Source organism: Rhodococcus sp. IEGM 1341 (assembly GCF_030056895.1).
Lineage (GTDB): Bacteria > Actinomycetota > Actinomycetes > Mycobacteriales > Mycobacteriaceae > Rhodococcoides.
In genome coordinates this window covers 1-11801 of the sequence record NZ_JASHKV010000015.1, presented here as the reverse complement: position 1 = coordinate 11801, position 11801 = coordinate 1, and the positions used below count along the sequence as shown (strand labels likewise).

Below are 11801 nucleotides of genomic sequence, written 5' to 3'. Positions count from 1 at the left end.
TGCCGAAGAATCGGTCGATCAGCTCGAACGCAACTACCTTCCGCCTCGCAGTCGCCGTAGCCAGCCACGATGCCGCGGCCATGGTTCAGTCTCGTTGGTGGGGCGTCGAGGTCCACATTTTTGACCTTCGACCTACTCCAAGGTCAACTTCCTCCCTGGCCGCTGTGCCTCGTTCTGCGGGTGGCGGTGTGCATTTGACCATGGCAATACCGGACGTGACGGCAAGTTTGCCGATGACGATCGGTCGGGCGTGTGGACCGTTACGTAAATCCCCCGGGGCTTGGTCAGAAGGTGCCCACAAACTGCATGTAGCCACCAGCATTCGGAGTGCCGGCTCAATCCACGGCATGGACGGGTCCGTCGATGCCGCTGCTGCGTCGCGCACAGCAAGTGCTCAGAGGACGGCCCAACTCCGACTGGAAAACTCCGCAGCCTGGACCGGGACACCCGCATCGCGGTCGGAGCCGAGCCGGACGTATCCGGCTAGGCCGCCAGACAATCAGGAGAAGCGAGCCGTGAATGCGAACTCTGGCGAACCAGGTCGCCGGTCATCTATTCCGGCCGAGTGGATCCTGCTTGAAATTCTGGAAGTAGGTGTCGTCGTCTTCGACGGGCTGCGCTGGGGACGCCGGCATGACAGCAGTGGTGCTCTGTACGAACGAGGCGATCGCGTGGGCGTCGGGATCGCTGAGAACATCTCGCATCGCTTTGTCCAATTGCGGTTGCTTGTCGAGTAGCGCTGCCTGATAGGCAGCCATGATGATGTCGGCATCTGGATGATGCAGTGCGACGAGTCGGTTCTCGGCGTCGACCTCGACAACGATGCCGCCGGCCCTGCCGACACCGCGGATCTCGGAGACAACTACATGTGCACGTTGCACTTTGACGCCCAGCTCGTCGAATGCACTGTTGGACATCGCCACCGGGGTCCTTTCGAGGGCGGAGAGGAGGTCGACTGAGCGTCCCGGCGAACGGGTTATCCGCCGGCCATTTTCGCCTGCGGCAGTCTGCATCCCGTACTGCTGGTGATCACTGCGTTTCCCATGCTGGCCACTGTGATGAATGTGGACTCCGGGCTGTAGAACCGAACATCGTGATTGCCCGGACTGTCGTGGAATGTTTCGTACTCGGTTGCGCCCACTGCCGCGGCAAGAGTACGAGCCTGCTCGAAAACGGCCGGCCACACCGCATCCGGAATCGGTCCCTTCGACAGGTAGTTCTTCGAGTAGACGAGTTTCCCGTCCGTGTCCCCGTACCGTCCCAAGCATCCGCCGCCTGATCGGTCTCGTGTCCAGGTCCATTCCCTGCCCGGTACAAGAGTTTCGACGAAAGCTCCGATTTGCTCGACGGCGCTCGTGATCTGCACCTCGGTGTCTTCCAGCGACGGAAGAGTTGCCAGGACCGCTGCTGCGTCCGCCGTGACGGCCGGGCTGGGTTTTTCGTACGGGTTGTCGAGCACGTCTGATCCACATCCTGTCAACGTGAGGACCGCGGCGACGGGCAGTGCCGTCATCCACCGTCGTGATCGGGTATCGGCCGGTTGGCTCTCGCGCATCATCGGGTCAGATCCATCAGTCCGTCGAGAATGTCGATTCCTCCGGTTTGCAGTGCCGAGTCACCGGTGACGAGCAGGCCGGGCACATCGGCAAGACCGGCGATGACAACGGCCGTGTTGTAACCCGACGTACGCAATTCGTTGTTGTCCCCCAACCTCGGGTAGTCGCTGTGTCCGGTCGCGCCTTGGCGCGCCACACCGTCGGCGGTGGTCGTCGCATCGGTGTCGAGGTGGGTGAATTCGGACATGTATCCGGGACTCCAGCCGAAGCGGTTCATGTGCGCGACGGGGTCGTCGTGCGCGGTCATCTCGTACGCGTGCCCTGGTGCGATGTTGAGCGTGTCGAGGCTGCTGTCGACGAGGTCGTGGCCGGTGCCCAAGCCGGGTGACCCGTAGACCATCACATCGTCGACGATTCCGTCGGGAGTCTCTTGCAGCGCAAGCCCGGTGGTGAACGAGCCGTACGAATGCCCGACCGCGGTCAGGTGCGGGTCGCCGTCGTGGTTCGACGCGTCGATACCCTCGTAGAACTGCGACAAGTTGGGCGCAGCGGCCTGCGCATTCCACGGTTGCGCCACCTGAATCGCCCCCGCAATGCTCTCCTCGGAGAAGTAGTCGTCTTTGTCGAGTTGTGGTGCGTCGTAACCGATCCACGCAATGGTCGACACCGTCTCACTCTCGCGCCCGGGAACGAGCTCGAGCAGCCCCTCGGTGGTTTCTTTCATCATCGTGCCCTCCTCGGTCATCGCTCCGATGGCGCCACCGACGGTGGTGTTCAAACCCGGCGTGGTGACGGACACGTGATCTGCGGTGTCCGGGTTGCCGACCGCTACCGCCGCGTGGGTCTGCGCACCCGACTGGGTGTCGAGGAGCATCAGCATCCGGTTGGGATCTTTCTCGATGGTGTCTCGGACGGCCTGTAGGTCGGTGAGCCGATTCGACACGGTCGGGTCGCAGGCCTCGGCTCGGGACAACTCGTCGTCGAGTTTGATGCGGTTGTAGTGATCGCGATCGACGACGGGGAGGCCGTCGCGGTTGCCGATGTAGTTGTCGTGGGCGAACAGTGCGTCCTTGTCGGCCGGGGACAGTGTGGACCACATCTCGTGCAACTGTGCCGGGTCGGCCGGCAGCGAGGTCTTGCCGCTGACGATGTCCGATACGACCGGGCTGATGGCCCCGGCCTGAGGCGAGTTGGAGGCGACGTCGAGTTGTTGCTGCGCGGCTCGAATAGCCTGCGCTGCACGCAGTTCCCCGTCACCGAATTGTGCGAGGAGGGCTTTGATGCGCACCTCGATGTCGTCGGCCTGCCTGTCGAGTCGACTCTGCAGGAGCGCCGCGATGACTACAGCGCCGCCGATCGGAACTGTCGGGGCCGTCACTGCGCCGTCGTCGGACACCGTCATACCGGCGCCGGGCACCTCGAGGTCCACGATGGCCAGCAGCGAGGTACGTATGCCGTCGAGTATTGCCCCGTGGGAGGCGTGCGCTTCGGCGATGGCGATGACGGCCGTGTCGATATGGGAGGCGGCGAGGCTTTCCGACAGACTGCGCGCCGACGCGGCGGCTGCCGCCTCTCCCTGCCACGTGTCCATCGTCGCGTCGACGGCGCGATCCATCCGGTGCATCTGGTCGGTAAAAGTGGTGTTGGACGCCAGTAGGGATGTGGCGTAATCGACCATCGAATTCGGGAGACAACCCCGTGCGTGGGAGATGGTGGTCACTTCGGGACGCCGGCGTCGTAGCGCTGCAGCTGGTTACGCAGCGTCTCGTCGACGTCCTCGTAGCTCGTAGCGTTCCACTCGCACGTTGCCGCCATCTCGTTGATGTTGCTGGCGATGCGGGTGTAGGCGTCGGCCGTGGTTGTGGTGCTCTGCCCCGAGGCCGGGGTGATGGGCGAGCCCGGCATCGTGAGAGTCGCCGTGACGTTGATTGCGTTGATCGTGCTCGCCGTATCGGCGAGTGTCCTACCGAGCGCTCGAAGCCCTTCGAGATCGACTAACAGCAGTTCGCCCACTTCTCGCCCCCCAGCGGATCAATGACGTCGACCTGACCGCAGCGGCGTCAATTCGGCAGAAGGGTAACACGCAGCTTTGAGGCCGCAACCATGATCGCGCAGTCCAGCAGGTCAGCCCAATGGAAAATCGATGTCGGGTCCCGTAAAACTGTCGCACCTAGTTGGTAACTTCGCCGCGCCTGCTTTCGCAGGGCTGAGGACCAGCCTCAGTCGCTAGTCGTAGAGAGGTTCAAGGAGAATTATATGTTGTTCGAGGAATTCTGTGGCACAGCCCAGGTCCGTGGCCTCACGTTCACCGCAGTGAGCGAACTGACCAAGCTTGACTGGTTCCAAGCGGCATCCGTCGACGAGCTGCCGATCGAACGCGGTGTCTACGCCTGGGTGAACCCCGCAACTGACATCGTCCACTATCACGGCAGCGGAAGCGGGGCGAGCGGCCTGCAAGGTCGACTGCGCGGACAATTGCTATGGCGGGTGAACCAGCTCAAGCGCATCAACTTTGCCGAAGCGTCCGGCGACATCGATGACTGGTTCCGCGTGATGAGTGAGTCGCCCGCTATTCGTCTTACAGCGGAATCGAGTATGGAACTGTGGGTTGCCGTTGCCGACGAGCCTAACTGGACTCTCGGGACAGAAGAAGACGCATATCGGCCTTCCACCGCGCTAAGTTGGGAGAGCTTCATTTACGAATGCAGCCATTTGGTCACCGGTCGACGATCGCTTCTCGGGGGCGGGGCCTGGGAGTCCAAACCCGGAACCCTCGGCTTCGTCATGGAAAGAGTCGCATGGAGTCGACTGCGGCAAGTCAGTGGCATGTAGCAGGCTGCTGTGACCCGGCGCGAGAGCTTCGGCGACGCACTCGGTCACGTAGCGCGCCGCGTCGAAGCAAGCACCTGATCTGGAGTGGACTCCGCGTGGCCCTGCTCGCCGACTTCGCGGTCTGAAAGCAGGCCCTCGGGGATGACGTCGCCGTGGTTTCGACGCAGGTAGTCTCTGGCGTCGTCGAGCGACGGGTCATGCTGAAGGCTCTTTTGGAAGTAGTCGAGCCGGTGCCTGGCAGCGTCAATGATCTGTCCCCAGTCCCTAACCCACACTCGAACTTTGGCACCGGGAGCCTCAGGGAGGTCTGGCTCGAACACGAGGCCACGCTCACGGCCTCGTTGAGCTGCTTCTTGCCGAACATCATCGTCGATCTCGCTGGTGACAAGCCAGAAGTCCCACTGCGTCGTACTGCTGGCGAAACGTGGGTCCTTTGCTACGGCCTTGGCGTACGACTTGATCTGGGTCAGCTCTGTCAGTGTCGCAAGAACTCTTGGGGCCTTTAGCTCCACAACGAGGTGACGGTTGCGGTCGTGCTCGGTCGATGCGGCGGACAGGAGTAGGTCAAGGCGTCCGATGGTGTTGTCGAGTCGTTTGACCGGCACTTTGTCCTTGCGGTCCTTCCCGAGAAGTTCGCGGTGGCGATGCAGGGCTGCCGTAAGACCTCGCTCGCTAACCATGAAGTTGTACTGCTCGCCGAAAACCCACAGCTCCCGTTCCAAGATTCGGTGCAGATGCTCGCGCTCGCCCACCATCTTGTTCGCCTCGGGGTCGAAGACCATTAGCTCGAGGGCGCGCAGAAATTCTAGGCGGTTCGTAACGTCGGTTGTGCCCGGATCACCCGCGATAACCCAGTGTTACGAAGGAGTCGGTCGAGCTGCTCACGTTCGTCTTGCGGTAGGCCGACGTATTCGTCGAGCAGCGCCGCTACGTCGCCCGGTCGCTGTTGGATCGAGTCCTTGAGTAGGCCGAGGGTGAGACGTTTCTTGCTCTTGTCCTTAGGGATGTGCCTACGAATCGTCGTCGCGACGACGTCAAACGTGGCGCGTTCGACCTTCTCTTCCTCGGAGGACGGGTCGCCGTCGTACGGATAGACGTGGCCGGATTTCCACTCCTCCACAAGCTCGCGTCGCCGCTCGGCTCGTCGAGTGTCGAGGTAGTCGTCCAGTACTTGGTCGAGTTCTTTGAGCAGGACACCGAGCACAGTCGGTGTCGTCTCCATCCGAGCGAGGGGCCACTGGTCGTGGTGCTGGGGCATGTCGTCCCAAAGCATGTATGCCGAGTATGTGAAGTCCGGACCGGGTGCCGAGTCAAGCGTGTCGACGACGACGGCATCAGCGTCGCAGAGGTGGATTTCGCGTTCCTTGGACTGGGTCCATTCGATGATCCGCAGCTTGCCGTGGCATACGGTGCCGTTGTGCTCCCACTCGACAGGAAGTGTCGTGTCGCGGTGGATGTTGTCGCTTGGCTGAATGCGATTGCCGTCATAGGTAACGGTGATGGTGGGGCGAGCAATGAGGTATGGCGCCAAGGTCCTACCAACCCGCTCGGCGGCGGTGTCGCGAGCGAGCGGGTCGAGCGATTCTTTACCCACGCCGGTGAACTTTGTTCCCTTCGCGTCGCTGGTCTCAAGGGGATCGGAGACCTCGACGTCGTTGCGGCTGGTGGCACGAGCGCGGATGACGGTACGCAGTCGCTTCCCGTCGATGCTGTCGCCCACTGTGTCCCAAGTGACGTGTGTGCCGAGGGCGAAGGCGCGTAACCGCCCCTGCCCGAGGCGTCCGTGCAGCGGGCGCCCCTCTTGATTGCTGCGCAGGGCAGTTCGCTTCCACGAGTTTCCTACCCACTTGAACTCCGTGGCGATGTCTTCCGGTGCCATCCCGTGACCGTCGTCGGCGACATCGACACCGACCACGACGTCAGTTTCGCTTCGATGGAGTGCTACATCGACGTGGTGGGAATCAGCGTCGAGGCTGTTCCAAACGAGTTCGATCACGGCCCTTACCGGATCGTTCTCGTGCGCGAGCTTCTGGACGTGGTCGTCGCCCGCCTCGAGTCGATACGTCTTCACGCGGTCATCTTGTCAGTTGGCGCGGACACACGAAGCCCGTTGTCACGGATAAGCCATCCCGTCGGAGACGAAGATGGTCTCGATCAAGTTTCTGGTTGGTCGCTTCGGCGATGCGATCGTCGATTCCGGGCGTCGTCAGGTCGAGTGCCCGGAGCGATCGGTCCACATTGAAAACGAGGACATCCTCGCCTATGCAGCTTGCAGTTCGTTGACCGAAAGCAACTTGCTTAGAGCGGTGAAATCGCACGGGTGCAAATTGCGATCGCCGAGTACGCGATCGGGACCATCGCGGCCGCGGCGTTCGGGGCGGTGCTGTACACGGTGGTGACCGGCGACAGCATCGTCACGGCGTTGACGGGGATCATCGATCGAGCGCTGAACACAGCAGTCTGAGCCTGGCCGATGACGACGGTGCCGTGACGGTGGAGGCGGCGTTCGCGATCGCGTCCATCGTCGCGGTGATCGTGGTGTGCATCGGCGCGATCGTGTCGGTGACGTTGCACATCGGCTGCGTCGATGCGGCCAGGGAGGCAGCTCGGTTGGCGGCCAGAGGGGATACGGACCGGGCTGTGTCGGTGGGGGAGAGGGTTGCGCCGGAGGGGGCTCGCATCACGGTGACCGAGGACGGGGAGTTCTTCGTCGCGCGGGTGGAGGTGGCGAGTCCGCTGCCGGGGTTGACGTTGTCTGCTGAGGCGGTTGCTGCTGCGGAACCGGTTGCAGCGGAATGAAGTTCGCTTTCTGGAGGGCGCTGCGTGATGAGGAGGGTGGCGCGACGGTGTTGGCGGCGCTGGCGATGTCGGCGTTGATCGTTGTCGTGGTGATGGTGATGCACGTCGGCTCGGCGGTGGGTGCACGTCATCAGGCGCAGTCGGCGGCCGATCTCGCGGCGCTGGCCGGGGCCGGGGCCCTCGACCGCGGGATAGCAGATGCGTGCGAGACGGCGCGGGGGCTGTCGGTGCGAATGGGTACGGAGTTGCGGGAGTGCACGATCGACGAGTGGGACGTGATCGTGACAGTGGGGCAGTCGGTGTTCCTGGGTCGCTTCGGAATGTCCGACGCCACCGCCTCGGCAAGGGCGGGTCCGGGGTGAGGGTCGCCCCGCTTGCCCGTCCCGGTCCGCCTCGCCCGCTGGCCGAATTCGCAAATGCGCGCGCGTTTGTCAGGTGCGCGGGGATTCGTCTCGTCTGGCCAGCGATTTCGCGAGCGTTCAGCGAATGCGCGCGCGTTTGCCGTGAGCCTTTGCCGTGAACCCCGGCCTCGAACCCTGGCCTACAGCGGTCAGCGTGGTGTGAAGGTGCGGGCCCCGGACTGTAGAGGAGCGAATCGAGTGAGTTGAGTGACGTGCTCCGGGGCCAGCTCCGCGAGTGAATTGACCTGCAGCAGTTGCATGGTGCGGACTATTTCTTCGCGCAGGATCTCGATCATGCGGTCGACGCCGGCTCGCCCTCCGGCCATCAGGCCATACAGGTACGCGCGTCCGACGAGGGTGAACGACGCTCCCATCGCGATGGAGGCGACGATATCGGCACCGTGCATGATTCCCGTGTCGACGGCGACCTCGAAATCGGAGCCGACTTCGCTCACCACCTGAGGCAGCAGGTGGAAGGGAACGGGGGCCCGATCGAGTTGTCGGCCTCCGTGATTGGACAGGATGATTCCGTCGACTCCCAGTTCGGCGAGACGGACCGAATCCGCCACCGATTGAACACCTTTGACGACCAGCTTGCCGGGCCAGATCTCCCGGATGACGTCGAGATCCTCGAACGAGATCGATGGATCCATCGCTGAATTCAGCAGCTCTCCGACCGTGCCGCCAGTGGAGGACAGCGATGCGAACTCGAGCTTGGCCGTGGTGAGGAAGTCCCACCACCACCAGGGCCGCGGGATGGCGTTGGCGATCGTCGACGCGGTCAACTGCGGCGGGATGGAGAATCCGTTGCGCTTGTCGCGCAGTCGTGATCCGGCGACGGGCGTGTCGACCGTGAACAGGAGGGTGTCGAAGCCTGCCTTCGCGGCGCGTTCGACCAGCCCGAACGAGATGTCGCGATCTCGCATCACATAGAGCTGGAACCAGTTTCGTCCGTTCGGATTGGTGGCCTTGACGTCCTCGATAGACGTGGTGCCCAGCGTCGAGAGGCAGAACGGGATTCCAGCAGCTCCGGCTGCGGCAGAACCGGCGTATTCGCCCTCGGTCTGCATCAGGCGGGTGAATCCCGTCGGTGCGATGCCGAACGGGAGCGCGGACGGCCCGCCGAACACCGTCGTCGAGGTGTCGACGTGAGAGACGTCCCGCAGGATCGAGGGGTGGAATTCGACGTCGCGGAAGGCCTGACGAGCCCGCGAGAGCGAGATCTCGGCGTCGGCGGCACCGTCGGTGTAGTCGAATGCGGCCCGTGGGGTGCGGCGTCGGGCGATGGTGCGGAGATCGTCGATGGTGAGTGCGGCGCTGAGGCGTCGTCGACGCAGGTTCAGATCCGGCTTCTTGAACGAGAGGACCTCGCGCAGGTCGGTAGCTTTGGGCATCTGCCGGGTGATGGGCATGTCACGTTCTCGATTCTGTGGGCTGATTGCGGTGAGTGGTGGTGACGACGGGTCAGGGGAGCATCCAGGCCAGGACCGAACTTTGGAGTCCGACCAATAGGCAGATGGCAAGCAGCAGGCCGAGGCTCCACCCGATGACTTTTCGGAAAATCTCGGACTCCCGCCCGACCAACCCCACCGCGGAAGCAGCGATGGCGAGATTCTGCGGGCTGATCATCTTTCCCACCACACCACCCGAGGTGTTCGCGGCGACCAGCAGGGTGGGGTCGATGCCGGCGTTGATCGCCGCAGTCTGCTGCAGCGTCGCGAACAACGCGTTGGCGCTGGTGTCAGAACCGGTGACCGCGGTTCCCAGCCACCCGAGAATCGGGGAGAGATAGGCGAAGAATGCGCCGGTGCCGGCAATCCAGGTTCCGATGGTGATGGTCTGCCCCGACTGGTTCATCACGTAGGCGAGCGCCAGAACCGCGCCCACCGTGAGTGCGGAGAATCGGAGTTTGATCAGGGTGCTTCCGAACAGCCGGGCGGCGTCGGGAGCGCTGACGCGGTAGACGGCGGCGACGATGACACCGCAGATCAGGAGCAGTGTTCCCGGCGTGGACAGCCAGGTGAACTTGTAGATGGTGGTGGTTGCGGGGGAACCGGCGGCGGTGAGGATATTGCCGTCGAGACCGGGCCACGGTACGGCGATGTCGGTCGAGGCGAGGAACCTGGCGACCGGGGACCACAGTTTGGCCACCGAGAACACCGCGATGACGAGAAGGTATGGGAACAGTGCGAGCCACACTCGTTGGGTCGTCAGCGGCGCGGCCTCGATGGTGCGGGTGGCGATCGGTGCAGGCGTGATCGGGGCGCTGCCCGAGCTTCCCGAATCGAGGTCCGCATCCCGGGCGAGGAGGATGCGTTCGCGGGCCGCGTCGGATCCGGTCGGCTTCCAGAACCGCAGAACCACGACTGCTGCGGCGATACCCGCCAGCGAGGCGATGATGTCGGTCAATTCGACCGAGATCCAGGTTGCGCTGACGCACTGCGCGACGGCGAACACTACGCCGACGGCCAGGGCGACCGGCCACGTCTGGGCGACGCCGCGTCGACCATCGGTCAAGAACGCGATGAACAGCGGTACGAACAGGGCGATGAACGGGGTCTGGTGGCCCACGTACGCGCCGATCTCGTGGTAGTCGATGCCCGTCAAGTTTCCGGCGGTGAGGATCGGAATGCCGATGGCGCCGAAGGCGACCGGCGCGGTGTTGGCGAGCAATACGACGACGGCTGCGCGCATCGGAGCGAAACCGATGGCCAGAAGCATGATACCGGTGATGGCGACGGGAGCACCGAATCCGGCGAGGGCTTCGAGTAGCCCGCCGAAGCCGAACGCGATGATGATCGCCTGGATACGCGGATCGTCGGAGATGGCATCGATGATGCGGCGCAGGTCGTCGAATCGTCCGCTTGTCACGGTCAACTCGTACAACCAGATCGCACAGATCACGATCCACACGATGGGAAACAACCCGAAGGCGAAGCCCTGTGTGGCCGATAGTCCGGCCAGATTCACCGGCATGTCGTAGGCCAGAACTGCCACCGCCAATGCGACGACGAGCCCGGCCAGACCGGCGAAGTGGGCTTTCCAACGAAGAAGGCCCAGCGTGACGAAGACCGTCAACAGCGGCAGGCACGCGACCGCAGCGGACAATCCGACGCTGCCGTCGAGCGGTTCGAGATCGGGTGTGTACACGGCTTCTCCATTCAAGACCTTCGAGGTGTGTGAGGTCTGACCACATAACGAATGATATGGATCACACTCGATGGGGTCAAGAGGCTCGAGGCACAGACCTTCTTCTGGTTGGATGACCGTTATGGCTGACGACGCTGGACGGGCGCAGAACGAACCGCTTCCGTGGAAGCCGGTCCGGCGCGCCCGCGCGCACGAACTGGTCATCGACGCGATCGAGGAGCGCATCATGGCGGGCGATCTCCGCGTCGGAGATCCGCTGCCGCCCGAGCGGGAGTTCGCAGCTCAGCTCGACGTCAGCCGGGCCGGGGTCCGTGAAGCGGTACGCGTCCTCGAAAGCAGTGGAATCCTCCGGTCGTCACCGGGTTCGGGTCCCGGAGCCGGCACCTTCGTTGCGGCGCTGCCGCGGCCGGCGCTCACACGTCTCCTTCGCCTGCACGTCGCGCTGACCAACTTTCGGATCGACGACTTGATCAGCACGCGAGTTGCGCTCGAGCGGGCAAGTGTTCACCTTGCCGCGGTGGCCCCCGATCAGAACAAGCTTGCGCAGGCGAGGGCCGAAGTGGACATCATGGCAGCGCGGGGTGTCACCCGAGAGGTGTTCAACGACGCGGATACGAACTTTCACATCGCCTTGGCCGAGGCGTCGGGCAACGACTTCGTCGCGTCCCTCACCGCAGCAATCCGGGAGTCGATGCGTGCGCCGATCCTCGCCGCGCTGTTGGGGATCGAGGATTGGGACTCGTTGGCCGACAAGCTGAATACCGAACACCGGCAGATTCTGGCGGCCGTCGAATCCGGTGACGCAGAGCTCGCAATGAAGTCGGCCGAAGAACACATCCGGTCGTCCGCTGCGGCCCTGTCCATTCGCAACAGCCCGGAACCGACGTAACATCGGCTGTCGCAGATTCGGGTGCCCGTCGACCTACGGATAGATGACGAATTCCGCAGTGAGCCCGTGAGTTCGCGCCTTGCGCCCAGACGCCGCAAATGCGCGCGCGTTTGTCAGAAGCCGCTCAATGTCAAGCTGTCTGGAGTCGATTGTTGTTGATTCCGACGGTTGCGG

Annotated in this window: 13 protein-coding genes; 5 read left to right on the top strand and 8 right to left on the bottom strand. The window is 63.4% G+C overall.

Features of this window, described 5'->3' with window-relative positions; genetic code table 11:
• Nucleotides 1–548 precede the first annotated feature (548 nt).
• Genes QM615_RS21895 through QM615_RS21880 form a run of 4 tightly spaced genes read right to left on the bottom strand, consistent with a single transcriptional unit; the run spans nt 549 to nt 3569 of the window.
• Nucleotides 549–917, bottom strand: coding sequence for a hypothetical protein (locus QM615_RS21895; protein WP_283347904.1), 369 nt, complete (start codon nt 915–917; stop codon nt 549–551).
• 59 nt (nt 918–976) lie between these two features.
• A complete protein-coding gene (locus QM615_RS21890; protein WP_283347903.1) occupies nt 977–1558 on the bottom strand; it encodes an LppA family lipoprotein in 582 nt (193 codons plus the stop codon).
• Entirely contained in the window at nt 1555–3234 is a 1680-nt protein-coding gene (locus tag QM615_RS21885) for an alpha/beta hydrolase (protein WP_283347902.1), read from the bottom strand. The genes QM615_RS21890 and QM615_RS21885 overlap by 4 nt, the downstream gene beginning before the upstream one ends.
• 38 nt (nt 3235–3272) lie before the next feature.
• Complete coding sequence (locus tag QM615_RS21880; RefSeq protein WP_283347901.1) at nt 3273–3569, bottom strand: hypothetical protein; 297 nt, start codon at nt 3567–3569, stop codon at nt 3273–3275.
• Between the two features lie 243 nt (nt 3570–3812).
• Here QM615_RS21880 and QM615_RS21875 point away from each other — a divergent pair, with 243 nt between their 5' ends.
• Nucleotides 3813–4388 (top strand): hypothetical protein, encoded by a 576-nt coding sequence (locus tag QM615_RS21875; RefSeq protein WP_283347900.1) that lies wholly within the window; start codon nt 3813–3815, stop codon nt 4386–4388.
• A gap of 44 nt (nt 4389–4432) precedes the next feature.
• Here QM615_RS21875 and QM615_RS21870 read toward each other — a convergent pair whose 3' ends face one another.
• Both QM615_RS21870 and QM615_RS21865 read right to left on the bottom strand, forming a co-directional pair.
• A complete protein-coding gene (locus QM615_RS21870; protein WP_283347899.1) occupies nt 4433–5170 on the bottom strand; it encodes a hypothetical protein in 738 nt (245 codons plus the stop codon).
• A gap of 23 nt (nt 5171–5193) precedes the next feature.
• Nucleotides 5194–6459, bottom strand: coding sequence for an ATP-binding protein (locus tag QM615_RS21865; RefSeq protein ID WP_283347898.1), 1266 nt, complete (start codon nt 6457–6459; stop codon nt 5194–5196).
• Nucleotides 6460–6699: 240 nt separating this feature from the next.
• Here QM615_RS21865 and QM615_RS21860 point away from each other — a divergent pair, with 240 nt between their 5' ends.
• The 3 genes from QM615_RS21860 to QM615_RS21850 are packed head-to-tail and all read left to right on the top strand — an operon-like array spanning nt 6700 to nt 7549.
• The gene (locus QM615_RS21860; RefSeq protein WP_283347927.1) at nt 6700–6852 is read left to right on the top strand and encodes a DUF4244 domain-containing protein; all 153 of its coding nucleotides are present in this window, start codon (nt 6700–6702) and stop codon (nt 6850–6852) included.
• Between the two features lie 23 nt (nt 6853–6875).
• Nucleotides 6876–7187: a TadE family type IV pilus minor pilin gene (locus QM615_RS21855; protein ID WP_149407309.1), complete on the top strand. Its 312-nt coding sequence runs from the start codon at nt 6876–6878 to the stop codon at nt 7185–7187.
• A complete protein-coding gene (locus tag QM615_RS21850; protein ID WP_149407310.1) occupies nt 7184–7549 on the top strand; it encodes an Rv3654c family TadE-like protein in 366 nt (121 codons plus the stop codon). The genes QM615_RS21855 and QM615_RS21850 overlap by 4 nt, the downstream gene beginning before the upstream one ends.
• Nucleotides 7550–7737: 188 nt before the next feature.
• On the opposite strand, the gene QM615_RS21845 is transcribed toward QM615_RS21850, so the two are convergent.
• Together QM615_RS21845 and QM615_RS21840 are read right to left on the bottom strand one after the other, a co-directional pair.
• Nucleotides 7738–9000 (bottom strand): alpha-hydroxy acid oxidase, encoded by a 1263-nt coding sequence (locus QM615_RS21845; protein WP_149407311.1) that lies wholly within the window; start codon nt 8998–9000, stop codon nt 7738–7740.
• A gap of 52 nt (nt 9001–9052) precedes the next feature.
• Entirely contained in the window at nt 9053–10738 is a 1686-nt protein-coding gene (locus tag QM615_RS21840) for an L-lactate permease (protein WP_149407312.1), read from the bottom strand.
• Between the two features lie 121 nt (nt 10739–10859).
• On the opposite strand from QM615_RS21840, the gene QM615_RS21835 reads away from it, so the two are divergent.
• Complete coding sequence (locus tag QM615_RS21835; protein WP_149407313.1) at nt 10860–11627, top strand: FadR/GntR family transcriptional regulator; 768 nt, start codon at nt 10860–10862, stop codon at nt 11625–11627.
• Nucleotides 11628–11801 lie beyond the last annotated feature (174 nt).

Coding starts and splice junctions, on each gene's coding strand:
- QM615_RS21895 (WP_283347904.1), bottom strand. CDS start 917: ATGTCCAACAGTGCATTCGACGAGCTGGGCGTCAAAGTGCAACGTGCA.
- QM615_RS21890 (WP_283347903.1), bottom strand. CDS start 1,558: ATGATGCGCGAGAGCCAACCGGCCGATACCCGATCACGACGGTGGATG.
- QM615_RS21885 (WP_283347902.1), bottom strand. CDS start 3,234: ATGGTCGATTACGCCACATCCCTACTGGCGTCCAACACCACTTTTACC.
- QM615_RS21875 (WP_283347900.1), top strand. CDS start 3,813: ATGTTGTTCGAGGAATTCTGTGGCACAGCCCAGGTCCGTGGCCTCACG.
- QM615_RS21870 (WP_283347899.1), bottom strand. CDS start 5,170: ATGGTCTTCGACCCCGAGGCGAACAAGATGGTGGGCGAGCGCGAGCAT.
- QM615_RS21850 (WP_149407310.1), top strand. CDS start 7,184: ATGAAGTTCGCTTTCTGGAGGGCGCTGCGTGATGAGGAGGGTGGCGCG.
- QM615_RS21845 (WP_149407311.1), bottom strand. CDS start 9,000: ATGCCCATCACCCGGCAGATGCCCAAAGCTACCGACCTGCGCGAGGTC.
- QM615_RS21835 (WP_149407313.1), top strand. CDS start 10,860: ATGGCTGACGACGCTGGACGGGCGCAGAACGAACCGCTTCCGTGGAAG.